At 70.7% G+C, this 25,032-nt stretch carries 17 protein-coding genes and 5 pseudogenes; 7 read left to right on the top strand and 15 right to left on the bottom strand.

The features are described 5' to 3' along the window. Positions 1 to 6: 6 nt before the first annotated feature. The 3 genes and pseudogenes from ACMYLB_RS17780 to ACMYLB_RS17770 form a co-directional block, all read right to left on the bottom strand. Positions 7 to 207 (bottom strand): hypothetical protein, encoded by a 201-nt coding sequence (locus tag ACMYLB_RS17780; RefSeq protein ID WP_415911112.1) that lies wholly within the window; start codon positions 205 to 207, stop codon positions 7 to 9. Between the two features lie 98 nt (positions 208 to 305). Beyond that, positions 306 to 1,070, bottom strand: a pseudogene (gene hemA, locus ACMYLB_RS17775) (glutamyl-tRNA reductase); the annotation flags it as partial. 3 nt (positions 1,071 to 1,073) lie between these two features. Further along, positions 1,074 to 1,922, bottom strand: a complete 849-nt coding sequence (locus tag ACMYLB_RS17770; RefSeq protein ID WP_415908281.1) for an inner membrane protein YpjD — start codon at positions 1,920 to 1,922, stop codon at positions 1,074 to 1,076. Between the two features lie 268 nt (positions 1,923 to 2,190). Here ACMYLB_RS17770 and ACMYLB_RS17765 point away from each other — a divergent pair, with 268 nt between their 5' ends. Together ACMYLB_RS17765 and ligA are read left to right on the top strand one after the other, a co-directional pair. Further along, the gene (locus ACMYLB_RS17765) at positions 2,191 to 2,583 is read left to right on the top strand and encodes a VanZ family protein (protein WP_415908280.1); all 393 of its coding nucleotides are present in this window, start codon (positions 2,191 to 2,193) and stop codon (positions 2,581 to 2,583) included. A gap of 36 nt (positions 2,584 to 2,619) precedes the next feature. Beyond that, a pseudogene (gene ligA / locus ACMYLB_RS17760) lies at positions 2,620 to 4,671 on the top strand (NAD-dependent DNA ligase LigA); the annotation flags it as partial. 184 nt (positions 4,672 to 4,855) lie between these two features. On the opposite strand, the gene ACMYLB_RS17755 reads toward ligA, so the two are convergent. The 9 genes and pseudogenes from ACMYLB_RS17755 to uppS form a co-directional block, all read right to left on the bottom strand. Next, complete coding sequence (locus ACMYLB_RS17755; RefSeq protein WP_415908279.1) at positions 4,856 to 5,329, bottom strand: DoxX family protein; 474 nt, start codon at positions 5,327 to 5,329, stop codon at positions 4,856 to 4,858. A 169-nt stretch (positions 5,330 to 5,498) separates the two neighbouring features. Beyond that, positions 5,499 to 6,080, bottom strand: a complete 582-nt coding sequence (locus tag ACMYLB_RS17750) for a hypothetical protein (protein ID WP_415908278.1) — start codon at positions 6,078 to 6,080, stop codon at positions 5,499 to 5,501. Between the two features lie 122 nt (positions 6,081 to 6,202). Then, positions 6,203 to 7,588, bottom strand: coding sequence for a chromosomal replication initiator protein DnaA (dnaA, locus tag ACMYLB_RS17745; RefSeq protein ID WP_415908277.1), 1,386 nt, complete (start codon positions 7,586 to 7,588; stop codon positions 6,203 to 6,205). A gap of 516 nt (positions 7,589 to 8,104) precedes the next feature. Next, positions 8,105 to 10,152 (bottom strand): annotated as a pseudogene (ispG, locus tag ACMYLB_RS17740) ((E)-4-hydroxy-3-methylbut-2-enyl-diphosphate synthase). A gap of 179 nt (positions 10,153 to 10,331) precedes the next feature. After that, a complete protein-coding gene (rseP, locus tag ACMYLB_RS17735) occupies positions 10,332 to 11,780 on the bottom strand; it encodes an RIP metalloprotease RseP (RefSeq protein ID WP_415908276.1) in 1,449 nt (482 codons plus the stop codon). A 99-nt stretch (positions 11,781 to 11,879) separates the two neighbouring features. Next, positions 11,880 to 12,158 (bottom strand): hypothetical protein, encoded by a 279-nt coding sequence (locus ACMYLB_RS17730; protein WP_415911111.1) that lies wholly within the window; start codon positions 12,156 to 12,158, stop codon positions 11,880 to 11,882. A gap of 168 nt (positions 12,159 to 12,326) precedes the next feature. Then, a pseudogene (locus ACMYLB_RS17725) lies at positions 12,327 to 12,967 on the bottom strand (1-deoxy-D-xylulose-5-phosphate reductoisomerase); the annotation flags it as partial. A 159-nt stretch (positions 12,968 to 13,126) separates the two neighbouring features. Beyond that, a complete protein-coding gene (locus tag ACMYLB_RS17720) occupies positions 13,127 to 13,969 on the bottom strand; it encodes a phosphatidate cytidylyltransferase (protein WP_415908275.1) in 843 nt (280 codons plus the stop codon). Positions 13,970 to 13,991: 22 nt separating this feature from the next. Continuing rightward, positions 13,992 to 14,735: a polyprenyl diphosphate synthase gene (gene uppS, locus ACMYLB_RS17715; protein WP_415908274.1), complete on the bottom strand. Its 744-nt coding sequence runs from the start codon at positions 14,733 to 14,735 to the stop codon at positions 13,992 to 13,994. 67 nt (positions 14,736 to 14,802) lie between these two features. Here uppS and ACMYLB_RS17710 point away from each other — a divergent pair, with 67 nt between their 5' ends. Both ACMYLB_RS17710 and ACMYLB_RS17705 read left to right on the top strand, forming a co-directional pair. Further along, the gene (locus ACMYLB_RS17710; RefSeq protein ID WP_415908273.1) at positions 14,803 to 15,099 is read left to right on the top strand and encodes a 4a-hydroxytetrahydrobiopterin dehydratase; all 297 of its coding nucleotides are present in this window, start codon (positions 14,803 to 14,805) and stop codon (positions 15,097 to 15,099) included. Further along, a complete protein-coding gene (locus ACMYLB_RS17705; RefSeq protein WP_415908272.1) occupies positions 15,087 to 16,787 on the top strand; it encodes a phospholipase D family protein in 1,701 nt (566 codons plus the stop codon). Before ACMYLB_RS17710 ends, ACMYLB_RS17705 begins: the two co-directional genes overlap by 13 nt. A 15-nt stretch (positions 16,788 to 16,802) precedes the next feature. Here the strand turns inward: ACMYLB_RS17705 and ACMYLB_RS17700 are convergent, their stop codons facing one another. After that, positions 16,803 to 17,486 (bottom strand): cation:proton antiporter, encoded by a 684-nt coding sequence (locus ACMYLB_RS17700; RefSeq protein ID WP_415911110.1) that lies wholly within the window; start codon positions 17,484 to 17,486, stop codon positions 16,803 to 16,805. Positions 17,487 to 17,608: 122 nt separating this feature from the next. Then, positions 17,609 to 18,421 (bottom strand): annotated as a pseudogene (locus ACMYLB_RS17695) (cation:proton antiporter); the annotation flags it as partial. Positions 18,422 to 18,530: 109 nt separating this feature from the next. Between ACMYLB_RS17695 and ACMYLB_RS17690 the strand changes: the two are divergent. The 3 genes from ACMYLB_RS17690 (at position 18,531) to ACMYLB_RS17680 (ending at position 23,067) form a co-directional block, all read left to right on the top strand. Beyond that, positions 18,531 to 19,502, top strand: coding sequence for an AAA family ATPase (locus ACMYLB_RS17690; RefSeq protein WP_415908271.1), 972 nt, complete (start codon positions 18,531 to 18,533; stop codon positions 19,500 to 19,502). A 171-nt stretch (positions 19,503 to 19,673) separates the two neighbouring features. Then, complete coding sequence (locus tag ACMYLB_RS17685; RefSeq protein ID WP_415908270.1) at positions 19,674 to 20,858, top strand: DUF58 domain-containing protein; 1,185 nt, start codon at positions 19,674 to 19,676, stop codon at positions 20,856 to 20,858. Continuing rightward, positions 20,833 to 23,067: a transglutaminaseTgpA domain-containing protein gene (locus ACMYLB_RS17680; RefSeq protein ID WP_415908269.1), complete on the top strand. Its 2,235-nt coding sequence runs from the start codon at positions 20,833 to 20,835 to the stop codon at positions 23,065 to 23,067. Before ACMYLB_RS17685 ends, ACMYLB_RS17680 begins: the two co-directional genes overlap by 26 nt. Here the strand turns inward: ACMYLB_RS17680 and ACMYLB_RS17675 are convergent. Beyond that, positions 23,054 to 25,003: a penicillin-binding transpeptidase domain-containing protein gene (locus ACMYLB_RS17675; RefSeq protein WP_415908268.1), complete on the bottom strand. Its 1,950-nt coding sequence runs from the start codon at positions 25,001 to 25,003 to the stop codon at positions 23,054 to 23,056. The genes ACMYLB_RS17680 and ACMYLB_RS17675 overlap by 14 nt on opposite strands. Positions 25,004 to 25,032: the final 29 nt, after the last annotated feature.

Genomic DNA, 25,032 nt, shown 5'->3' with positions numbered 1-25,032 from the left:
TCGCGCTCAGGCGCCCGGCTTGACCGCGTGGCTCGTGCCGAGCGAGTGGGCGACCGCCGGCCAGAGCTGCGCGGTGCGCTCGGCGAGGATGGCGCGGCACTTCGCGACCTCGGCCTGGCGCTGGGCCAGGTTGGACTCCGCGATCTGCGCGAGGTCGTCGAGATTGTAGACGTAGACGCCGGAGAGCCCGGCGCACTCCGGCTCGATGTCGCGCGGCAGCGCGAGGTCGATGAGGAAGAGGGGCGGCCGACGCGCTTCTTCATCGCGGCGGCGGCGAGGTCGCGGGTGATGACGGCGTTCGGCGAGCTGGTCGAGCTGGCGACGACGTCGGAGGCGGCGAGCAGCTCCGGCAGCTCGGCCATGGTCGCGGCCCAGCCGCCGGCGGCGGCGGCGGTCTCCTCGGCGCGCGAGAGCGTGCGGCTGGCCACGGTGATGGACTGGGTGCCGCGGCTCTGGAAGGCCTGGGCGGTCTTCAGGCCGATCTCGCCCGCGCCGACGACGAGGACCTTGGTGGCGGCGAGGTCGCCGAAGATCTTGCCCGCGAGGTCGACCGCGACGGTGGCGATGCTGACCTGGCCGGCGCCGATGGCGGTGTTGGTGCGGATGTGCTTCGCGGCCTGGAAGGTTTTCTGGAAAACGCGGTTCAGGACCGGGCCGGTCCACTTGCGCTCGAGCGCCTTGTCGTAGGCGCTCTTCACCTGGCCGAGGATCTCGACCTCGCCGACGATTTGCGAGTCGAGGCCGGAGGCGACCTCGAAGAGGTGTGCGATGGCGTCGTGGTTGTCGCGGCGGACGACGACGCCCTCGAGCTCGGCCGGGGCGCAGCCGGTGACGTCGCTGAGGGTGCGGCGGACGGCCTCGGCGGTGTCGGGGCTCTCGGCCACGCCGTAGAGCTCGACCCGGTTGCAGGTGTTGAGCAGGGCGAACTCGCGCACGCCCGGCGTGGCGCGCAGGCGCTCGGCGAGCTGCTGGGCGCGCGCCTCGTCGAACGCGAGGCGTTCGCGCACCGCCAGGGGCGCAGTGTGGTGGCTGGCGCCGAAGAGAACGAGGACGGGCGAAGGGCTCTGCATGGCTCAGCGCTCCGGGGTCAGCTCCACGCGATGCGACTCGCGGTTGGCGTTGATCGGGCCGAGCGACAGCATCGCCAGCAGGAAGAGCGCGACGCAGGTCCAGGAGAACCGCACGGCGTAGAGGAAGCCGCGCCAGCGCAGGACGAGGGCGCCGCCGTAGACGGCCCAGACGGAAAGGGTGACGAGGAGCTTCGGCCAGTGCACGGAGGCGGTGTCGCGGACCCACCAGGACGCGCCGACCGCGAGCGAGATCGTGAGCAGGCCGACGCCGGCCATGAGCATGCGCTGGTTGATCTGGTCGAGCTGGACCACCGACGGGAGGAACCAGAAGAGGCCGTCGAGGCGCTTGTGCTTCAGCGCCCAGTTCTGCAGCAGGTGCATGATCGACGTCAGCGCCAGCAGCCCGAAGACGCCGTAGCTGAAGACCGCGAGGGCGGCGTGAAACTCGATCCAGGGGTTGTTGCCGAAGAGCTTGGTGCCGCGGGTGAGGTCCCATTGCGGGAGCGCCAGCGAGATGGCGGCGAGGCTGGCGGCGTAGCCGGCGGTGAACAGGCCGAGCAGGCTGACGCGGAAGGCCGGGCCGACGATGAAGTAGAGCACCATGGCCGACCAGGCGACGAACTGGACGATCTCGAACTGGTTGCCGAGCGGGCAGCCGCCGTGCGCCAGGCCGCGGACGTAGAGGCCGGCGGTCTGGGTCGCGAGGCCGAAGGCCAGGAGGAGGTTCAGGAGCGTGCGCTCGCCGGTGGCCTGCTGCTTGCGCAGGAGCTGGATGCAGCCCACCGCGAACCCGGCCAGGTAGAGCAGGGTCCCGAGCCAGAGTATGCCGCGGTCGGTGAGCAGGGAATTCATCGGCCCTTAACTTGGCGGCGGGTGGGCGGGCCGGCAAGTGCCGGGGCACTGTATCATTTGACGGATTTGTCTCAGAATTTGCGCTTCAAACCGGCGCGGACGGGCGGCGCGGCGCTGTAGGGCGGGGTCTCCGAACCCCGCCGCGGCGAAGATGACGTCGCGCCCGTTTCACCGGGGTTCGGAGCCCCGCCCTGCGTCCGCGACGAAGATCGGAGCGCCGTTGAAATTGCCTTGAGCGGCCCGCCGGGGCGCGGGCTAGGCTGGGCGGATGCAATGGTCATCGCCCCACGGCTGGCGCGGGTGGCTGTGGCCGGCGCTGCTGGCCACGGTGATCGTGGTCGCGTCCGGACGCGGGCAGGTGGCGGCGCCGCCCATCGTCGACTTCGACAAGCTGGCGCACGGCGCGATCTTCGGCCTGCTGGCGACGCTGGTGGCGCGCAACGGCTTCGGGCCGGGCCGGGCCTGGGTGCCGATCGTGGCGGTGTCGCTGTTCGGGCTGACGGACGAGTGGCACCAGAGCTTCACGCCGGGCCGCAGCGTCGAGTTCGCCGACTGGGCGGCCGACACGCTCGGCGCGGTCGTGGCGGTGACCGCCTACACGCACTGGGCGTGGTATCGGACGACGCTGGAGCGCGCGCTGATCCGGCGCGGGCGGAGTTGAAAACCGGCCGCGGATGCGTCCAACTCACGCCGTCGCATGAATCCCGCCGAGGCCCAGCAGCGCATCGCCGAACTCCGCACCCAGGTCGCGCACCATGACGAACGGTATTACCGGCAGGCGAAGCCCGAGATCAGCGATTTCGAATACGACCTGCTCAAGCGCGAGCTGGCCGACCTCGAGGACCGTTTCCCGGAGTTCGCGGTCGCGAGCTCGCCCACGCAGCGCGTCGGCGACGACCGCGTGCAGGGCTTCCGCGAGGTCGCGCACTTGCAGCGGATGCTCAGCCTCGACAACACCTACAACGAGGAGGAGGTGCGGGCCTTCCATGCGCGGCTGGCGCGGCTGCTGGGCCGCGAGGACCTGCACTACACGGTCGAGCCGAAGATCGACGGCGTGGCGATCAGCCTGACCTACGAGCGCGGCGAGTTCGTGCGCGCGGTCACGCGCGGCAAGGGCGACGTCGGCGACGACGTCACCGCCAACGTGCTTACCATCGCGGCGCTGCCGCGCCGGCTCGCCGCGGCCCCGCACGCGCCCGTGCCCGACCTGGTCGAGATCCGCGGCGAAATTTACCTGACCGCCGCCGAGTTCGAGCGGCTCAACGCCGAGCGCGCCGCCGCGGGCGAGGAGCTCTACGCCAACCCGCGCAACACCGCCGCCGGCACGCTCAAGCAACTCGACCCCGCCGAGGTGGCCCGGCGCCGGCTCTCGCTCGTCTGCTACAGCCTCGGCCATTGCGAGCCCGCGGTCATCGCCACCCAGGCCGGCCTGCACGCCAGCCTCAAAGCCTGGGGCCTGCCGGGCGTCGAGCGCATCTGGCACGTGCGCGGCATCGACGCGGTCTGGGCCGCCATCGGCGAGCTCGACGGGCTGCGCCGGAGCTTCGCCTACGGCACCGACGGCGCGGTGGTGAAGCTCGACGACGTGGCGTTGCAGCGCGAGGCCGGCTCGACCGACAAGGCGCCACGCTGGGCCATCGCCTACAAATACAAGCCCGACACCGCGCGCACGCGCCTCAAGGCCATCACCATCCAGGTGGGCAAGACCGGCATCCTCAGCCCGGTGGCGGAGCTCGAGCCGGTCTTCCTCGCCGGCAGCACGATCAGCCGCGCCACGCTGCACAACGAGGAGGAAATCCGCCGCAAGGACATCCGGGTGGGCGACCTGGTGGAGATCGAGAAGGCGGGCGAGGTCATTCCCGCCGTGCTGCGCTCGTTCCCGGAGGAAAGGCCCGCCGGCGCGCCGGAGTTCGACCTGCCCGCCGCCGTCGGCCACCGCTGCCCCGTGTGCGGCGGCCGCATCGCCAAGCTCGAGGTCGCCGCCGAGGAGGCGCAGGGCGTGGCGTGGAAATGCCAGAATTACGACTGCTCCGCGCAGCGCGCGGGCCGGCTGGGCTTCTTCTGCAGCCGCCGCGCGCTGGCGATCGAAGGCGTCGGCGACGTGGTGGCGGCGAAGCTCGTCGAGCTCGGCCTCGTGCAGGACCCGCCGGATCTCTACCACGTGCCGCTCGAGACGCTCGCCACGCTCAACCTTGGCACCGCGGAGGAGCCACGGGTCTTCGGCGAGAAAAACGCCACCAAGGTCGTCGCGGCGCGCGACGCCGCGCGCGCGCTGCCGCTGGAGAAATGGCTCTACGCGCTCAGCGTGCCCGACGTCGGCGAGTCCACCGCCCGCGAACTCGGCCGGCGGCACCGCAACTTCGCCGAGCTCGCCGACTCGGCCCTGCTGCGCGCCGTGCTCCGCCGGGCGGCGCTGGAGGACGAGAAGGAGCGGGAGAGCCCGAATTCGAAGAAGAACCCGCCCCGGGACGAGACCGACAAGGAGCGGCGCAAGGCGCGGCGCGTCGAGATCGACGCCGAGATCCAGGCGCTCAATGCCGGCGTCCTCGCCGGCGTGCCGTCCGACATCGGCCCGGCGGTCGCCGCGAGCACGCAGGAGTTTTTCGCCAGCGAGCCCGGCCGGCGTTTGCTCGCCAAACTCGGCGCGCTCGGCATCGATCCGCAGGGCACGGTGGTCGCCGCCGGCGTGTTCACCGGCAAGACCTTCGTGCTCACCGGCACGTTGCCGACGCTCTCGCGCGACGAGGCCTCGGCCAAGATCCTGGCGGCGGGCGGCAAGGTCTCCGGCAGCGTGAGCAAAAACCAGCTACGTCCTCGCCGGCGCGGAGGCCGGCTCGAAGCTCGACAAGGCGCGCGAGCTCGGCGTGCCGGTCATCGACGAGGCGGAGTTCCAGCGCCTGCTGGCGGGGACCTGAGGCGGCGCGCCGGGAGGCTCAGTGCAGCTCCGTCGGCAATCCCGGCGGCAGCGGATGGTGGGCGTGGGCCTCGCCGTCGACCGAGAGCGGGCCCGGGCCGGCGACGGTCACGACGGCGAGCAGCGCGAGCACGAGCGTGGAGAGCTCGAGCGACTGGCTGGTGGCCATGAGGCCCTCGCCGCGGTGCACGAGCAGCACGGCCCCGGCCAGCACCGGCAGCTGCACGGCGGCGGCGATGCGCGTGAGCACGCCGAACGCCAGCATCGCGCCGCCGACGAAGTGCGCGAGCGTCACGTAGTGCAGCAGCGCGGCCGAGAGCAGCCACGACTGGCCGGAGCGCGCGACCAGCTCGCTGACGAATTCCGTGCGCGCGTTCGTGATCAAGAGCAGTCCGCGAACGAAGAGGGCGATCCCGAGGTAGATCCGGACGAGATCGAGCCACACCTTCGGATGGGCTTCCGCCCAGTCGAACCAGAGACGCAGTTTGTGCATGGAGCCTCCTGACGTGGATGGGGAGTGCCGGCGGGCGTCGTGTCCGCCGATGCGCGGACGATAGGCGCGGTCCGGGGCGCGTCAAAGGGGGCGTTTGTAGCGCAATCGGGCAGGGCGCGCCGTTCACGTTTATCGCGCCGGGCCCGGCGATCCCATCCCACCCGTTCGCTTAGTAGCCGTGGCGCTGGAGCTGGGCGCTGAGTTCGCGCTGGAAGGCCTGCACGTCGGGCGTGCTCGGCTTGTAGCCCGGCTGGCCGGTGTCGAGCATGAGGCGGCCGTATTGGTCGAGGGCCCACTTGCCGCTGACGCCGTCGCTGAAGGCAACCGTGCCGCTCATGGCGAAGCCGGGACGGACGACGCGGTCGAGCTCGACCGTCACGCCGCCGGCGCCGGCGGGCGGCTCGTCGTCGGCGGGGAATTCATCGGCGGGCAGCTCGTCCTCGTCGTCGGCCGGCGGCTCGTCGCCGGCGCCCAGGCCGACTTTCTCCTTCAGCTTGTCGAGCATGCCTTTCTTCTCCGGCGCGGGCGCGGCGGGGCGCGGAGCGGGCGGCGCCTTGGTCACGTCGCTGGTGTCGACCTTCGGCGCCGGGTCCTTGAGTTCGAGCTCGAGGTCGTCGACGAGGAAGCGGACGTCGCGATAGGTCAGGGAAATCTTGAACTGCTCGCCGAGCTTCTTCTGGACCGTGGAGAGGCTGTCGCCAGCGGCGACCCAGGAAGCGACGGCGGCTTTTTGTTCGGGCGTGAGAGTCATGGGAAAGGTCGCGGGAAGGTAGGTGGACGGCGGTGGGCTTGCAACTCCTACGGTGCAAAAGGCAAACGGCCGGGCTTTCGCCCGGCCGTTTGTTTGGTGTCAGTGCGTGTGTGCTAACGAGATTACTTGGAGAGCTGCGCCTTGAGGAAGTCGACGCTGCCGCGGACGGAGTCGTCGGTCTCCATCATGTTTTCCACGGTCTTGATGGCGTGGATGACGGTGCCGTGGTCGCGGCCGCCGAAGGCGTCGCCGACTTCCTGGAGGGAGTGGCGGGTGAGCTGGCGGCAGAGATACATGGCGATCTGGCGCGGGAACGCGATGGCGTTGGGCCGGCGCTTGCTCGTCATGTCGGAGTGGCGGATCTGGTAATGGTCGGCGACGCGCTTCTGGATCGCCTCGATGCTGAGGCGGTTCTGCGCCTCCTCCATCAGCACGTCCTTGAGGAGGTTCTCGGCGGTCGGCAGGTCGAGCGGCTTGCCGGTGAGGGCGGAGTAGCTCGAGACCTTGATCAGCGCGCCCTCGAGGCGGCGGATGTTCTTCGAGATGTGCTGCGCCATGAACTCGAGGACCGGCATCGGGATGTCGACCTTGAGGCTGCTGGCCTTGGTGCGGAGGATGGCGACGCGGGTCTCGAGGTCGGGCGATTGGATGTCGGCGGCGAGGCCCCACTGGAAGCGCGAGACGAGGCGCGACTCGAGCGCGGCGATCTCGGTGACGGGGCGGTCGCTGGAGAGGACGATCTGTTTGCCCGACTCGAAGAGGTCGTTGAAGGTGTGGAAAAATTCTTCCTGGATGCGCTCCTTGCCGGCGAGGAACTGGATGTCGTCGATGAGGAGCACGTCGACGTTGCGGTAGCGCTGGCGGAACTTCGTCAGCGAGTTCTCCTGGATGGCGTGGATGAACTCGTTGGTGAACTTCTCGGTGGAGAGGTAGGCGATCTTCGCCTCGGGGTTGCGCTGCAGGATGCTGTGCCCGATGGCGTGCATCAGGTGCGTCTTGCCGAGGCCGGTGCTGCCGTGGATGAAGAGCGGGTTGTAGGCCTGCGCGGGGGCCTGGGCGACGGCGAGGGCGGCGGCGTGGGCCAGCTGGTTGTTCGAGCCGACGACGAAATTCTCGAAGGTGTTGCGCGGGTTGAGGGCGCCGGCGACGGCGACGCGCTCGTCGTAGCGGACGGTGCGGCTCTTGGCGCCGGCGCGGTGGCGCGGCGCGGGCTCGGCGCGGACCGGGACGGGGGCGGAGGCGCCCGTGACGGGGTCGGCCTTGCGCAGCGACACGTGGACCAGGCGGCCGGCGGTGAGGCGGATGCGCTGCGAGATCAGGTCGAGGTAGTTGTCGTGGATCCAGATCGCCGCGAAGTCGTTCGGCACGCCGAGCACGACGGCGTCGTCGTTGGCCTCGAGGCAGCTCATGGGCTCAAACCACATCTGGAAAACATCCTCGGGAAAGAGACTCTTGAGGTCGCACTTCACGGTTTCCCAGAGGGAAGTTTGGGGCGCAGGGTGAGGCATGGCTTGGTGGACGGACGCAGGCTTATTCACATCGCCCGGTTCGCATCTTTGGCAGCATCCACCGCGCAGGGTCAACAGGGGTCACATCTCGGCAGGCAAAATGGGTCTCTGGCCAGGTTTCCGGGGGCGTGGGGTGAGGGCCGCGGAAGGGCATCATGGCCAGCGTCTAGGGGACATCCTGGACGAGGTGACGGACTGAGGGGCGCGAAGGGAACCGCAAAGAACGAAACGAGCGGAAGGTCGTTAAAGGAGAAAGCGACGATAACGTGAATCAAAAAATGCGTTTCAAGGCCATGTTTCCGACAACTTGTTCACAAGCGCGGGCGCATAACTTTCGGCATTTTTTTGTTGCCGCAAAAATGCGCGGCGCGGGGAGCGATTTTCACTCGGGAATCGGCCAATCGCGCGCGCGCGCCGGCGCGGCCGGATCGGCGGGAACGCGGTCGACACACGGAATTCCGGCGCAGGTGGCATGCGAAAATTTCCGCGAAAAGCGCCGCGCGCGGCGCGGCGCGGTCAGCGCGCGAGCTGGTGTGGCTCGGGATCGACCCACTTGCCGTGTTCGCGGATGAGCGCGATGAGGCGCGCGTCGGCTTCGCTCTGCGGGATGTTGTATTGGACGCAGGTCTTGCCGACGTAGAGGTTGATCTTGCCCGGCGCGCCGCCGACGTAGCCGAAGTCCGCGTCGGCCATCTCGCCGGGGCCGTTCACGATGCAGCCCATGATGGCGATCTTCACGCCCTTGAGATGGCCGGTCTGGGCGCGGATGCGCTGCGTGGTCGTCTGGAGGTCGAAGAGCGTGCGGCCGCAGCTGGGGCAGGCGACGAACTCGGTCTTCGAGATGCGCGCGCCGGCGCCCTGGAGGACGTTGTAGGCGAGCCGGGTGGCGCGCGGGGCGTCGGACTCGGTTTCGATGCTGACGAAGTCGCCGAGGCCGTCGCCGAGCGAGCCGCCGGTGAGGAAGGAAGCCTCGAGGAGCTTCGAGAGGAAGGCGGCCTCGTGGCGGACCGCGGTGCGGGCGGTGTTGCGGATCCACACCGGGGCGCGCGCGCCGGCGGTGCGGAGGAACTCGCGCAGGCGGCGATAGGCGCCGGTGGGATGGCCGGCGCCCGGGCCGACGCTGCTGCGGGTGAAGATCAGGCGCGCGTCGCCGAGGCGGCGCACGGTCTCGAGCAGTGTTGTCTCGGCGTCGGGCGCGAGGTCGACGGCGAGGAAGTGCGCGCGCGCGCGGACGAGCGCGGCGAAGGCCTCGAGGTCGGCGGCGTCCCCGGGGCCGAAGTGCCGGCAGAGCACGACGCGCCCGCCGTCGGGCGGCAGCACGGCGGCGAAATCCGCGGCGACCAGCAGCGGGCCGGCCTCGACGACGAGGAACTGGACGGGGAGCGGCGTGCGCTTGAGCGTGTCGGCGAGCTCCGCCAGGTCGCTCGGCGTGTCGACCCGGACGAGCAGGCCCTCGGCGGGCGTGTCCTTGAGCTTGGGATCGGAGAGCTGGCGCGCGACCTCGGCCACGCGGCCGACGGTGCCGGCGCTGACGATGACGCGCGGCGGCTGCTCGCCGCCGGCGACGCAGGCGGGCGAGAGCTCGAGCGGGGCGGCGTCGCGGCGGACGAACGTGAACGGGTCGACGGCGTCGGCGGTGGGAAGTTGAGGGGGAGGGTCGAGAGTTGAGAGCCGGCGGACCACAGGCTCATCGCCTTGTCGGCGATGGCGCGGGCGACGGGGATTTCGTAGACGGAATCCTCCGTGAGCGAGACGCGGATGGTGTCGCCGAGGCCGTCGAGGAGGAGGCTGCCGATGCCGATGGCGCTCTTAATGCGGCCGTCCTCGCCGTCGCCGGCCTCGGTGACGCCGAGGTGGAGCGGGTAGGCGCGGTGCGCGCGGTCCATCTTCTCCACGAGCAGCCGGTAGGCCTGGATCATGACCTTCGGGTTGCTCGCCTTCATCGAGAGGACGATGTCGTGGAAGCCGTGCGATTCGCAGATGCGGACGAACTCGAGCGCGCTCTCGACCATGCCGAGCGGCGTGTCGCCGTAGCGGTTCATGATGCGGTCGGAGAGCGAGCCGTGGTTGGTGCCGATGCGCAGGGCGCGGCCGAGTTCCTTGCAGCGGAGCACGAGCGGGGAGAAGGCCTCGTGCAGGCGCCCGAGTTCGGCGTCGTAGTCGGCGTCGGTGTATTCCTTGACCGCGAACTTCTTCTTGTCGGCGTAATTGCCGGGGTTCACGCGGACCTTCTCCACGTGCTCGACGGCCTCCATCGCGGCGTTGGGCAGGAAGTGAATGTCGGCGACGAGCGGGATGGCGCCGAAGCCCGCGGCGCTCAGGCGCGCGCGGATGTCCTTGAGGCATTTTGCGGCCGGGACGTTCGGGGCGGTCACGCGCACGATCTCGCAGCCGACCTCGGCGAGGGCGATGGATTGCTTCACCGTCGCCTCGATGTCCTGCGTGTCGCTGGTCGTCATCGACTGCACGCGGACGGGGTTGGCGCCGCCGATGCCGACGGAGCCGACCTTCACCTCGACGGTGCGGCGGCGGAGCGTGTGGAAGCGGGAGGCGCAGTAGGACATGGCGTTGGAAAGTAACAATTCACCAAGTGCCAAGTGGCAAGAGGCAAGGCCGGTAGACTGGGCGTTGAGCGCCAACCTTTGGAGGCGGGGCCATCAGCCCCGCGGGTTGGTCGCTGCGTAGCCAACGGCACGCGGGGCTGATGGCCCCGCCTCCACGGAGGAATCGCGCGGCGACTTGCTTACTTTGCCGGCTCGGCGGCCTTCTTCTGCTGCTCGACCTGCTCCTTGGCCGCGGCGTCGGCGCGGTAGTCGCGCACGAGGCGCCGGATGTCGCCGAAGACGGTCACGTAAAGCATCATGCCCAGCAGGAGCACCACGAACACGCTCTGCGCGGTGGCGATGATGTTGAACGGGATCGGGCGGCCGCGGAGCTTGGCGACGGTGGCGAAGAGGATGTGGCCGCCGTCGAGGACGGGGATCGGCAGCAGGTTGAAGATGGCGAGGTTGATGTTCACCAGGATGGCGAACCAGGTGGCGAAGCGCAGCGGGTAGTCGGATTGCGCGGCGTCCCAGAAGCCGCGGCCGATGCCGATCGGGCCGCTCAAGTTCGACGCGCTGACGTCGCCGCGCGGACTGATCAGGCTCCAGAAGGTGCGGAAGGTGGTCTCGACCGTGTCGGAGAACTGGTGCCAGGGCGTGTCGTGGAGGAGCTGGTAGGGCACGGTGAGCTGGAGGCCGCTGAACGGATTCGACTTCTTTTCGTCGAACGGCGGCACGGTGAGGCGCACCTCGCCGCCGGCGCGGGCCATGGTCAGCTCGCTCGGGCGGCCCTTGTTCTTCGCCACGTAGTCGTAGAACTGGTCGAAGCTGTGCAGGCGCGCGCCGTTGAGGCCGACGAAGCGGTCGCCGGCCTGGAAGCCGAGCTGGGCGGCGGCGGAGCCCGGCTTGACGCTTTCCACGACGGGCAGGTAGGCGGCGGCGACGCCGATGGTGCGGAAACGGTCCTCGCCGGCGCGGACGGGCTCGACCGGGATGTCCAGTGTCTTGCCGTCGCGCTCGATCGTGAGGACGGCCGAGCGGTCGCCGGCCTCGCCGACCTGGGTGCTGAGCACGAGGGCGCTCTTGAACTGCAGCCAGTCGTTCACGGGGCGGCCGTCGACCTGGCGGATGACATCGCCGATCTGGAGGCCGGCCTTGGCGGCAGGGCTTTGCACGTCCTTGCCCTCGGAGGTTTTCAAGGTCGCGGCAATGTAGCCGATCTTGGTCGTCGTGACGCTCTCCGGCGCCGGGCGGCCGATCTGCCAGAGGAGGGTGGCGAGGAGGAAGGCGAAGATGAGGTTAAACACCGCGCCGGCGACGAACACGATCACGCGGGTCGTGTAGCTGACCGGCGGCAGGGACTTCACGTCGACGGTGCTGCCGCCCTCGAGCTCGGCCATGTCGGCGAGCTGCGGCAGGGCGACGTAGCCGCCGAGCGGGAGCCAGGAGACGCGGTAGTCGACGCCGTCCTGGCCGCGCCAGCCGAAGATTTTCGGGCCGAAGCCGATCGAGAAGCGCTCGACCTTCACGCCGCGCCGGCGGGCGGCGAGGAAGTGGCCGAGTTCGTGCACGAAGATCGAGCCGCCGAAAAAGAGGACGATCAGGAAGATCGACCAGACGGTGCCGAGGACGGACGTGAGAAATTCCATGTGGGGGCTAGGCGGGAGAGGAAAGGAGGGAGTGGGCGACGCGGCGGGCCTCCGCGTCGGCGGCAAAGACATCGGCGAGCGCGGCGGGTTCGGCGGATTTCACGCGGGCGAGAACCTGTTCCACGGTCCGCGAAATCGCAAGGAAGGGCGCGCCCCCGCCAGGAAGGCCGCGACGGCGACCTCGTTGGCGGCGTTGTAGATCGCCGGGGCCGTGCCGCCGGCCGCCATGGCGGCCTGGGCCAGGCCGAGCAGCGGGTAGCGGGCGGCCTCGACCGGGCGGAAGTCGAGGCTGAAGGTCTTCTCCAGGCTGAGCGCGCTGACGGTCGCGCTCGGCGCGCGGTGCGGATGCAGCAGCGCGTGCTGGATCGGGAAGGTCATCGACGGCGGGCAGAGCTGCGTGAGCATCGAGCCGTCGGAAAATTCCACCAGGCAGTGCACGATGCTCTGCAGGTGCAGCACGGCCTGGCATTGCCCGGGGCGAAGATCGAAGAGCCACTGCGCCTCGATCAGCTCGAGGCCCTTGTTGGCCAGGGTGGCGGAGTCGACCGTGATCTTCGGGCCCATGGCCCAGTTCGGGTGCTTGAGCGCGTCGGCCACGGTCGCGCCCGCGAGCCGTTCCAGCGGCCAGTCGCGAAAGGCGCCCCCGAGGCCGTGAGCACGATGCGGCGGACGTCGCTCGCGCGGTGGCCCTCGAGGCACTGGAAGACGGCGTTGTGCTCGCTGTCGACCGGGAGCAGGGCGACCCCGTGGGCGCGGGCGGCGGCCATGACGAACTTGCCGGCCATCACCAGCAGCTCCTTCGAGGCGAGCGCGATCGTCTTTCGCGCCGCGATGGCGGCGAGCGCGGGCTGGAGGCCGGCGGTGCCGACGACGGCGACGAGCACGGTGTCGGCCTCGGCGAGGGTCGCGAGTTCGGTCAGGCCGGCGAGGCCGCCGTAGAAGGTCGTGCCGGCGGGAAACGCGCCGGAGGTTTTCGCGTCGGCGAAGGCCCGGTCGTCGTAGAGCGCCACGTGGCGGACGCCGAACTCGCGCGCGATCTCGGCCAGGCGCCCGTGGCGGCCGTGGGCGGCGATGCCGACCAGCTCCAGGCGGTCGCGGTGGGCGGCGACGACCTTCAGCGTGCTTTCACCGATGGAGCCGGTGGCGCCGAGGAGGACGATGCGACGTTTGGAAGTGGAGGTGGCCACGGGTGCGAGCGGCGTTTATGAGGGTCGGCGCGCCGCGGGGACAGCAAAAATCGGAGGCGCAGCGTGGCGGGAGGAGGGCGCGGTCGCGCCGCGAACGGCACCCGCGCTTCGTCGCCCGGGGTGGCCGCGCTCGTCACGCGACCGCAGTCCGCCGCGGTCTCAGGACAGGAAGAAGAAGGCCACGTAGGCGACCGGTGCGGTGAGGATCAGCGAGTCGGTGAGGTCGAAGGCGCCGCCGATGCCGGGGATCATCCTGCCCGAGTCCTTGATGTCGGCGCGGCGCTTCATGGCCGATTCGATGAGGTCGGAGACGATGGTGACGAGCGCGATCGGCACGCCGACCAGGGCGGCGACGGCCGGCGTCAGGCTCTCGGGCACGTAGTCCGCCGCCAGCCAGGCGATGAGCGCGCCGATGCCGGCGGAGGTGAGCACGCCGCCGACGGCGCCTTCCCAGGTCTTCTTCGGACTGATGTGGGGAGCCATCTTGTGCTTGCCGATGGCCAGGCCGGTCAACAGCGCGCCGACGTCGCAGAACTTGGAGACCGCCACGACCCAGAGGCAGGCCACCAGGCCGGTGTTCGTGTCGGAATACAGGAGCAGCAGCCGCACGAGGAAATGCAGCAGGAACGGCACGTAGAGCAGGCCGACGATGGTGGCGATGAGCGACTCGACGCGGTTGGTGTTGTCGCGCTCGAACAGGATGCGCACGCCGAACACCACGATGGCGAGCGCGAGCAGCGTCGGCGCGAAGCTGGCCGGTTCGTCGCCGTCGAAGAAATACTCGGTGACGTAGTAGGGGCCGGCGGTGATCAGCACGGAGAAGGCCAGGCTGATCCAGCGAAACGGCCTGAAGCCCATCTTTTCCGCCAGCTGGTAGAACTCGTGCAGCGTCAGCGCCGCGAGGAGCGTGAGGATCGCGACGGCGGCGTGCGGGCCGAAGAACCACAGGCTGCCGAGGATGAGGCCCCAGAGCAGGACGGTGCTGAAGATGCGGGAAAGCACGGGCGGAGTAAGGCGGTGCGGCTCAGGCGCGGCCAGTCTGGATTTGCTCCGTCGTGGCGCCGTAGCGGCGCTCGCGCCGGGCGTATTCCTCGCAGGCGGCGACCAGGTCGGCGCGGCCGAAGTCCGGCCAGAGGGTCGGGGTGAAGACGAGCTCGGCGTAGGCCAGCTGGAGCATGAGGAAATTGCTCAGGCGCAGTTCGCCGGAGGTGCGGATGAGCAGGTCGGGCTCGGGGATCTCGGCGGTGTAGAGGTAGCGGCGGAACTTCTCCCAGCTCGCCTCGGCGGGGTTCTCGCGGCCGTCGCGGACGGCCTCGGCGTAGGCGCGGGCGGCGTCGACCGCCTCGGTCTGCGCGCCGTAGTTGAGCGCGAGGACGAGGTTCCACTCGGTGAAGTGCTGCGTCGCCGCCTTCACCCGATCGAGCTCGCGGCGGACGTTCTCCGGCAGCGCCTCGATGCGGCCGATGGTGCGCAGGCGGACCTTCTCCTTGATCAGGTTGTTCAGCTCCCGCTTGAGGAAGAAGTCGAGCAGGCCCATCAGGCCGGAGACCTCCTCGCCGGGGCGCTTCCAATTCTCGGCCGAGAACGCGTAGAGCGTGAGGTAGCGGATGCCGAGCTCGCGCGCGGTGTCGACGACGGTGCGCACGGTCTCGACGCCGCGGCGGTGGCCCTCGAGGCGCGGCATCCCGCGCTGCTTCGCCCAGCGGCCGTTGCCGTCCATGATGATGGCGACATGTTGCGGGATCCGGGCCGGGCGGGAGGTGCTCATCGAAGCGGCGATTCAGCGGCCGGCCCGCGCGTTTGACAAGGCCGAAGCCCGGCGCTTGCGTTCCGCCATGGCTTCGACCCCGCTGACGCAGGACGAGATCGCCGCGGCGCTCCGCGAGCTGCCCGGCTGGACCCTCGAGCGCGACGCGCTCGCGCACACGTATCAGTTCGGCAGTTTCCGCGAGGCGCTGAGCTTCATGGTGCGCGTCGGCTTCGAGGCCGAGGCGGCCGACCACCATCCCGAATGGACCAACGTGTATAACCGCGTCGCGATCCGCCTCACGACGCACGACGCCGGCAACCGGGTGACCGCTCGGGACGTGGCGCTGGCGAAGAAGATCGCGGCCATCGCATGGGTGAAGTGAGGCGGCTCTGGCGGTTCGGGTGGCTCGCCGCGTGGCTCGCGGCGGTCGTCGCCGCGGCGGCGGAGCCGCGGCCGCTCTCGCCGCTCCGGGATTTTCCCGGCGACGGGGCCAACCGCCTGCTGCGCGTCGAGAGCGGCTACGATGCGCTGCTGCTGCGCGTGCACCTGATCCGCACGGCGCGCGCGTCGGTCGAGATGCAGACCTTCATCTGGACGAACGACGAGTGCGGCCGGCTGCTGCTCTGGGAGCTGATCGAGGCCGCACGTCGCGGCGTGCACGTGCGCCTGCTCGTCGACCAGATGTTCTCCGAGAAGGACCCGGCGACGATCGCGTTCCTCGCCGCCGTCCACCCGAACCTCGAGATCCGGCACTACCGTCCGGCGTTCTCCCGCCTCGATCCGTCGCTCTGGCAGCAGCTGGCGGCCGGCGCGCTGGCGTTCCGCAGCACGAACCAGCGCATGCACAACAAGGTGATGATCGTCGACGGCGCCGTGCTCGTGACCGGCGGCCGCAACGTCGAGAACACCTACTTCGACCACGCGACCGAGCTGAACTTCCGCGATCGCGACGTGCTTGCCATCGGCCCGGTCGTCGCGGCGGCGCGGCAGTCCTTCGAAGAATTCTGGGCCTACCGCCACGCCGTGCCCAGCCGCGCGCTGCGCGACGTGGCCCGCGAGCTGGCGCGGGGGCGCTTCCGCCGCTACGATCGGCGCGAGGACTGGGATTTCGGCGGGATGTTCGGCGCGCTGGGCCGCGAGGCGGACGATGCGGCCCTGATCCGCGAGCGCTTCGCGGCGCGGCTGCGGCCGGTGCGCCGCGCCGAGTTCGTGGGCGACGAGCCGGGCAAGACGCGCGGCTGGTTCGGGCCGGCGGCGCGCGTGACCCGCGAGCTGCGGACCGCGCTCGAGCAGGCGCGCGAGCGCGTCGTCATGCAGACGCCGTATCTCGTGCTCAGCCCGGCGGCGCGCGCGCTGTTCCGCGCGCTGCGCGAGCGGCAGCCGACGCTGCAGTTCCGCATCTCGTCGAACAGCTTCGCCTCGACCGACAACCTGCTGGCCTACTCGGCCAACTACCGCCTGCGCGGCCTCTACCTCGAGCAGCTGGGCCTGGAGGTCCACGAGTTCAAGCCGCGCCCGGCGGCGCTGCCGGAGCTGTTCCGCCACCACGACGAGATGGAGCGGCGCGCGGCGCCGCGCCTGGCGGCCGGCGCGCAGAAGCGCGGGCCGTTCCTCTGCGTGCACGCGAAGTCGCTCGTCGTCGACGACCGCACGGCCTTCGTCGGCTCCTACAACCTCGACCCCCGCTCCGAGCGCCTGAACACCGAGGCCGGCCTGATCGTCGAGGACGAGGAGTTCGCGCGCGGGCTGCGCGCCGAGATCGAGCGCGACCTCGCGCCGGAGAACAGCTGGGTGATCGCGCGGCGCGACTTCCCGCTCGGCCTGGACAAGCTCAACCGTCTGATCGAGGGCGTGATTTCGATCACGCCGCTCGAGGTCTGGCCGCTGCGCAACACCTCGAGCTACGACTTGCGGCCCGGCGCCGAGCCGGTGCCGCCGGGGCATCCCGAGTTCCACCGCCGCTACCTCGAGGTCGGCTCGTTCCCCGGCACGGACGGCCTGTTGAGCCAGAAGGAAATTCTCACCCGCCTCTACAAGGCCGTCGGCGCGCCGCTGACCCCGGTGATCTGAACGCGCCGGGCGTGCTCAGCCCTCCACGTGCTCGGGCAGGCCGGCGAGCATGGCTTCCTCGTGATCGAGCAGCTGTTGGAGCGGACGGTGGGTGTCGGCGGTGATGACGTTCTCGCGCAGCAGCTCGGCCAGCGCGTGGCGCTCGGCGCGCAGGGCGTGGAGCCGGTGCTGGCGGCTCGACCGGCGGCGCGTCTGCGCGGCGGACTGCGTCTCGCCCTGGGCGGTGAGTTCGGCGAGCCGGTGCTCGTATTCGGCGACGACGACGCCCAGCGCGGCGGTTTCCTCGACCGAGATCGTGGTGCGCTCGAGCTCGCGCAGGCTGGCGAGCCCGCGCTCGACCGCGCGGATGCGGGCGATGCGGTCCTCCCGGAGCCGCGTGTCGTCGGCGGGCAGGCGGAGCTTGCAGATGAGGGCCTCGAGCGTCGTGCCCTGGACGAGCAGCGTGGTGAAGATGACGCCGAGCGAGAGGAAGATGACGATGTCGCGCCCGGGAAACTCCGCGCCGTTCTCCTGCAGGAGCGGGATGGAAAGCGCGGCCGCGAGCGTGACGCTGCCGCGCATGCCGGCCCAGCCGGCGGCGAGCACCATCTGCCAGGACGGCGGCTGCTCGCGGGTGCGCAGGCGCGGCGAAAACAGGAAGGGCAGGTAGGCGCCGGGAAATATCCAGGCCAGGCGCGCGAGGATGGCGGCGCCGGACACCGCGGCGGTGAAGAGCGCGAGCTGCGCCAGGGTGTAGTGCTGCGAGACCGCGGCGAGCAGCGCGGGAATTGCAGTCCGAGCAGGATGAAGGCGAGGCCGTTCAGCCAGAAGAGCACGACCGACCACACCGTCCAGGTCGTCTGCCGCGCGCGCACGCTCATGCGCAGCGGGTCGCGCCAGCCCGAGTAGAGGCCGGCGGCCACGACGGCCAGGATGCCGGAGAGGTGCAGCCGCTCGGCCGCCAGGTAGGCCGCGTAGGGCGTGAGCAGCGAGAGCGTGATCTCGATGAACTCGTCCGAGCGTTCCAGGCGCGCCAGCAGGTCGCGCACGCGGCCGACGCCCCAGGCGATCGCCAGGCCGAGGGCGAGGCCGGCCAGCGCGACCCAGAGGAAATCCAGCGCGGCGGCCCGAAGCGAGAACGTCCCCGCGAACACCGCAGCGAGGGCGAACTTGAACGCCACCAGGCCGGTGGCGTCGTTCATCAGGCTCTCGCCGTTGAGCACGGTGGTGAAGCGCGGCGGGACCTTGAGCCGGTGCGTGATGGCGCTGACCGCCACGGCGTCGGTCGGCGACACGACGGCGCCGAGGGCGAAGCCCATCGCCAGCGGCAGGCCGGGGATGAGCCACCAGGCGACGAAGCCGACGACGAGCGTCGTCAGCACGACGAGCCCGGTGGCGAGCATCAGGATGGGGCGCTTGGCGGCGAGGAAGTCGCGCAGCGGCATGAGCCAGCCGTCGGAGAACAGCAGCGGCGGCACGAAGCAGAGGAAGAAGAAGCCCGGGTCGAGCGTGACGCGCGGGAAGTGCGGCAGCAGCGCCGCCAGCGCGCCGCCCAGGGCGAACGTGATCGGTTGCGGCCAGGGCAGGCGGCGGCCCACGACGCTGAGCGCCGCCAGCAGCAGGATGAGCAGGAGGGAGAGTTCGAAGGCGGCCATGGCGCGCGGGAGTTGTTGGCGGGAAGCCGGCGCGTTGGCCACGCGAAATCACCGGTTTTTCACCGGGAAACCGTTTGCGCCGGCCGCGTGCCGCCCTAGGGTGCCCGCCATGAGTGACTTTGCCCCCGCCGCCGAGGTCGCCGCCGCCCGCGACCTGCTCGCCCGGCTCAAGGCCGCCATGCGCCAGACCATCCGAGGCAAGGACGACGTGGTCGACCAGACGCTGGTCTGCCTGCTCGCCGGCGGCCACCTGCTGATCGAGGACCTCCCCGGCGTGGGCAAGACCACGCTGGCCTACTCGCTGGCGCGCGCGATGGACGCGGGCTTCTCGCGCCTCCAGTTCACCAGCGACCTGCTGCCGAGCGACGTCACCGGCGTGTCGATCTACGACGAGACGGTGAAGGAGTTCGTCTTCAAGCCCGGACCGGTGTTCGCGAACATCGTGCTCGCCGACGAGATCAACCGCGCCACGCCCAAGACGCAGTCCGCGCTGCTCGAGGTTATGGACCGCGCGAAGGTCACCGTCGACGGCGCCGCGCACGCGGTCGGCGCGCCGTTCATGGTGGTGGCGACGCAGAACCCGGTGGACTACGAGGGCACGTTCCCGCTGCCAGAGAGCCAGATGGACCGCTTCCTGATGCGGCTGCACATGGGCTACCCGCAGCCGGCGGACGAGCTCGACATCCTCCGTGCGGCCAAGACCAGCTACGACGCGATCGCGCTCAATCCCGTGGCGACGCGCACCGACGTGCTGAAGCTGCAGGCGCTCGCGGCCCGGGTGTTCGTCGAGGACAGCGTGCTCGACTACCTGCTCCAGCTCGTCACCGCCACGCGCACCGAGACCGAGTTCAAGGCCGGCATCAGCGTGCGCGGCGGGCTGGCGCTGCGCGCGGCGGCGCAGGCGCGCGCGCTGCTGCTCGGGCGGGATTTCGTGATCCCGACCGACGTGCAGGAGATGGCCGGCCCGGTGTTCGCGCACCGCCTCGGGCTGGCGCGGCAGACTTCCGACGCGCTCGAGGAGCGCCGCACGATCCTGGCGGCGCTGCGCCGGATCATCGCGGCGATCCCGGTGCCGGAATAATCAATCATGGCCGGGAGCGAACAGGTAGGGGCCGTTGTCCCCAACGGGCCTTGGTCGCGAGCCGACGGAAGGGCGGTTGGGGACAACCGCCCCTACCCAGACGACGCGGTCGCGTGGCATGGGCCGGGCGCGCCGGCTCCGCAGCGGTGGAATTTTTCCTGGCAACGACTCGTGTGGGCGCTGGTCTTTCCGCCGAAGCGCCACCGCATTGGCGTGACGGTGCCGGGCGTGTTCCTGATCGGGCTGGCGATGGGCATCGGCACCGCGGCCTACAACACGGCGAGCAACATCCTGTTCCTCACGCTCTCGCTCCTGCTCGCCTGCCTGCTGCTCAGCGGGCTGATGTCGTGGCTCAACTTCCGGGGCGTGTGCTGGCGTCTGCGCCGGCCGGCGGCCTGGCGGGCGGGGCACGAGGCGATCGTCACCGTCGAGGTGCGGAACACGAAGCGCTGGCTGCCGACCTACGGCCTGTGGTTCGACCTCGCGACGCACCCGCGGGCGCAGGCGTCCGATCCCGGACCGGATCTCGCGAAGGAGAAGGTGCGCGAGATCCTCGCGGCGGCCGAGCGCGCGGTCACGCGCGGGCGCGTGTTCCTGCGCGGGCGCATCGAGCCGGGCGGGGAGTGGACGCTCGACTGGGTGCACAAGCCGGCGCAACGCGGCGAGCAGGTGCTCGCGCTCGAGGCGGTCGGCTCGTTTTTCCCTTTCGGCTTCCTGCGCAAGAGCGTCGGCGCCGGCCTGCGCCGCTCGGTGCTGGTCTGGCCGGCGCAGGTGGACTACCAGTGGCGGGGCGCGGCCGCGGCGGCCGGCGGCACGCAGGGCCGGCGCTCCGCGCGCGCGGGCACCGGCGAGGACCTGCTGGCGCTGCGGCGCTACCAGACGGGCGACTCGCACCGCCTGGTGCACTGGAAGGCCAGCGCGCGGCTGGGGCAGCTGATGGTGCGGCAGTTCGCGGCCGAGAGCCCGGAGGGCTTCGCGCTGGGGGTGGAGACGCCGGCGGAACTTTGGCCGCGGCCCGAGCAGTTCGAGGTGCTGTGCGGCTTTGCGGCGACGCTGGCGGAGGACCTGTTCGCCGCGGGACGCCTGCGCGGCGTGAGCGTGAACGGCCACCGGATCGACACGCGGCGCGTGCGCGACGTCGAGGCGGTGCTGGATTTGCTCGCGCGCGCGGAGCCTGTAGGGCGGGGTCTCCCGACCCCGCCGCAGAAGTCGGCTGAGGTTCCTCAAGCGGCGGGGTCAGGAGACCCCGCCCTACAACGGGCTCGCGAGCCGTCCCACAACCTCATCACGTTCGCGCCGGAAGGAGCGCGCGGTGTCACGGCCTATGTCGATGGCGTCCCCACGGCCTCAGCTTAGTCTCGACGAACTGCGGCGGCTCAAGTGGCTGCTCGGCGGCGCGCTCGCGCTGGTGTCGTTGTGGACGGTGTTCTTCCTCGACGTCGAGGCGCTCGGGCTGGTGGCGCTGGCGAGCGGCGTGATCGCGGCGGCGGTGGTGTGGCCGCAGCTGCCGGCGCGGGTGCCGGCGCTGGGATGGCGTCTGGCCGTGCCGGCGATCGTCGTGGCGGTGGCGGTGGATTTCCATTTCAGCACCGAGACGCTGCCGGTGCTGATCCGGCTGGCGGTGCTGCTGGTGCTTTATCGCGCGGTGGCCTACCGGCGGAAGCGCGAGGACCTGCAGCTGATCGTGCTCGGGCTGTTCCTGATCGTGGTCGCGGGCGTGCTGACGGTGGCGATGGAGTTCGCGCTGCTGCTGCTGGTGTTCACGGGATGCGCGCTCGGGTTTCTGTTCGTCGTGACGCTCATCGACATGGTCGACACCGGCCCGCGCGTGATGCGGCCGGAGGAGATGCGCGAGGTGCCGGCGTGGGCGCGCGGCCGCTGGCGGCCGTTCCTGGCGCGGCTGCGGGCGGCGACGGACTGGCGCCTGCTCGGCGTGGGCAGCGCGCTGTTCGCCGCCGTGGTGGCGATCTCGGCGCTGCTGTTCCTGCTCATCCCGCGCTTCGAGATCGGGAGCAGCTTCTTCCTGGACAAATACCTCACGCGCAAGAGCCGCACGGGCTTCTCAGACACGGTGCGCTTCGGCGACGTGGGCGAACTGGTGCAGGACCACAGCGTGGCGCTGCGCGTCGACCTGCCTGCCGGGCCGCGCCCCGCCGCGGATCTCTACTGGCGGCTGGTCACGCTCGACGAATACACGCCGGAGGGCTTCCGGATCTCGGGCTGGATGAAGGCGCACCTGCGCGCGAGCCAGAGCGTGCGGCGCACGGTGCCGGGCGGCGGGGTGTGGACCTCCGGCGCGATGCTGCCCGGCGGGTGGACGATCTACCTTGAACCGGGGGTGAGCCGCTACCTGCCGCTGCCGGGATCGTTCGCGGTTCTGCGGCTGCGCGACGCGGCCCCGGTGCAGGTGAGTCCGCCCAACCGCCTGGTCGCGCTGCCCAGCGAGCCGGCGGCGATGACGGCGTTCCAGATCGAGGGCATCGCGCTGGCGCCGATCGTGCGCGACGCGGGGTTCGGCGCGCTGCTGCAGGGCTGGGTGCGCGGCGACGAGGCGATGCGGCGCGAGAAGCGCTACGATGCGCGCACGATGCTGGCGGGTCCGGCGGGACCGGAGAACGCGGCGGTGCTGCAGCGCGTGCTGCGCGAGGTCGGCGGCGGCGCGGCGCTGCCGGCGGAGGCGTTCGCCGAGCGCGCGACGGCGTGGCTGCGCCAGCGGCACGCCTACGCGCCGGCGGTGCGGATCCCGCGCGGGCGCGGCGACGACATCGTGCGCTGGCTGGATTCGAACGAGCCGGGGTTCTGCGAGCATTTCGCGTCGGCGCTGGCGGTGCTGTGCCGCGCCGCCGGCCATCCCGCGCGCGTGGTGGCGGGCTTCCACGGCGGCGCGCTGAACGGCTTCGAGGACTACCTCATGGTGCGCAACTCGGACGCGCACGCGTGGGTCGAGGTGTTCAACGGCGCGGACGCGTGGGTGCGGGTCGACCCGACGCCCGGCGGCGCGGTCGGGACGGTGGCGGCCGCGGCGGCGCCGGTCGAGGAGCGGGAGCGCGACCACAGCTGGACGGCGCGGTTCGACAGCCTGCGCGTGCTCTGGTATCGGCGCGTGGTGAGTTTCGACGCCCGGCAGCAGGTCGAGCTGCTGGACAGCGTGAAGAGCGCGACGACCGGGGCCGGCGACGTGCTGCGGGCGCGGCTCGAGGCCTGGGCGCAGCGGCTGAAGGCGTGGCTGGCCGGGCCGTGGGACTGGGCGCGCGCGGGACGCGTGCTGGCCGGCGTGGCGCTGGTCGCGGCGGCGCTCGTGGGCGGCGCGCGCGGCGTGCGCTGGGCGTGGGGGCGGTGGCAGCGCGGGCGGCACCCGGCGGCGTTCGACCCGGTGCGGCGCGCGGCGGGACGGGCGCTGGCGAGAATCCGCGGACGGGGGACGGCGAGCGGAGGCCGCGGTCCGGAGGCCGCGGAGATCGCCGCGGTGACGGCGGACCTGGAGCGCCTGCGCTACGGCCGGCGCGAGACGTGGCCGGAGGCGCGCGCGGTGTTCCGGCGCGCGCGGCGGGTCACTTCACTTTGAAATCGGGCTTCGTCGAAACGGCGGTCTTCTTCTCGACGTATTTCCGGATGATCGCGTTGGCGACGGGCGCGGCGTTGAGGCCGCCGCCGTAGGTCTCGCCGATGGTGTCGCCCTCGAGCGCGACGGCGATGGCGATCTCGGGGTGCTCCGCCGGGGCGAAGCAGATGAACCAGGCGATGTTGATCTTCCCCTTGAATTTTCCGTCCTCGTAGACGTCCTTCTGCGCGGTGCCGGTCTTGCCCGCGATGTCGATGCCGGGGACCTTGTAGGGGCCCTTGGTGATGATCGAGGCGGTGCCGTAGGTGGTGGTGCCGATCATGCCGGTGACGATCGCGTCGCGCTCGTGCGCGGAGAGGCCGATGGACGGGGCGCGCTGCGTCGGGGCGTTGTCGCGGTGGATGAGAGTGGGGATGGTGTAGAGCTCGTTGCGCGCGACGGAGGCGGTGAAGCACGCCATCTGGAGCGGGGAGACGAGGAGGAAGCCCTGGCCGATGGAGTAGTTAGCGGTGTCGCCGCCGAACCACGCCTCGTTCTTGCGCGATTTTTTCCACGCCGGGTCGGGCACGAGGGAGCTGCCGGTCTCGGCCGGCAGCTCGATGCCGGTCTTCTGGCCGAAGTGGAACTTGCGCGCTTCCTCGGCGATGCCGTCGGGCGTGGTCAGGCGGCCGGCCTCGTAGTAGTAGACGTCGCAGCTGTAGGCGATGGCGTCGGCCAGCGTCACGTGGCCGTGGTGGCCGCGGCCGTTGTCGCAGTAGAACGTGCGGCCGCCAATCTGCACGGTGCCGTCGCAGAAGGTGATCGGGCGGTCGGGCACGATGGCGGCGCGCTCGAGGGCGGCGATGGTGGTGAGGATCTTGAAGGTCGAGCCCGGCGGGTAGAGGCCGTTCATGGCCTGGTTGAACCACGCGCCCTTGGTCTTGATCTCCTCCGCGTAGGCGCTCGAGAGACGCGGGACGAACTTGTTCAGGTCGTAGTCGGGCTTGGACGCCATGACGAGGACCTCGCCGGTGCGGACATCGATCGCCACGGCGGCGCCGGTGCGGTCGCCGATGGTCTCCTCGGCCGCCTGCTGGAGGTCGATGTCGATGGACGTGGTGAGGTTCTGGCCCTGCTTGGGCGCCTTTTTCTCGAGCGGAGGATTGATTTTGTAGCCGGCGGGGTCGACGCGGTAGATGGCGCCGCCGGCCTGGCCCTGGAGGAGGGCGTCGAAGCGCTTCTCCAGGCCGTCGCGGCCGAAGGCGCCTTTCATCTTGAAGGTGAGCAGGTCGTCGCTGCCGAAGTCCTCGGCCTCGGGGTCGTTGTCGATGCCGACGTAGCCCAGGACGTGGGCGGCGGCGCTGCCGTAGGGGTAATGCCGCACGCTGGAGGCGTAGACCTGCAGCGGCGAGTTGACCGGCAGGCGCTCGACGAGGCGGGCGTATTCCTCGGGCGAGAGGTCGTCGAGCAGCGTGTAGGGCAGCAGGAGCGTCTGGTTGAAATGGCGGTCGAGGTCGCGCGGCTTCACCTGCTCGCGGCGGGCGAGGATGCCGTTGATCTGGTCGAGGTAGCGCTGGGCGACGGCCTGGCGGGCGATGCGGGCGAGCTGGTCGCCGGTGGGGCGCTCCTCCTTGGGGAACTTGCGGTAGTTCTCGACGACGCGGCGGTATTCGGTGCGCAGCTCGGGCCGGAGGTCGGCGAGGTTGAGCACGACGGAGAAGCGGGCGCGGTTGCCGACGAGGACGCGGCCCTCGCGGTCGTAGATGTTGCCGCGCGGACCGGGCACGATGATGCGGCGCTGGCTCTGGATGCGCTCCTCCTCGGAGTTCTTCCAGCTCTGGAACAGCTGCTGGTAGCCGACGCCGGCGATGAGCACGAGGACGAGCAGCGCCACGAGGCCGTAGAAGGCGAGCAGGCGCGGGTTGCGCGCGGCGTGGGTTTCGATCGGGGCGGAGCTCACAGCGGCAACAAAGCGCGGCGCGGGGAAAA

The sequence above is a fragment of the Oleiharenicola sp. Vm1 genome (assembly GCF_047777955.1).
Lineage (GTDB): Bacteria > Verrucomicrobiota > Verrucomicrobiia > Opitutales > Opitutaceae > Didemnitutus.
Note: the sequence above shows the minus strand (reverse complement) of the source record. Positions and strands in the feature narration are given on the sequence as shown.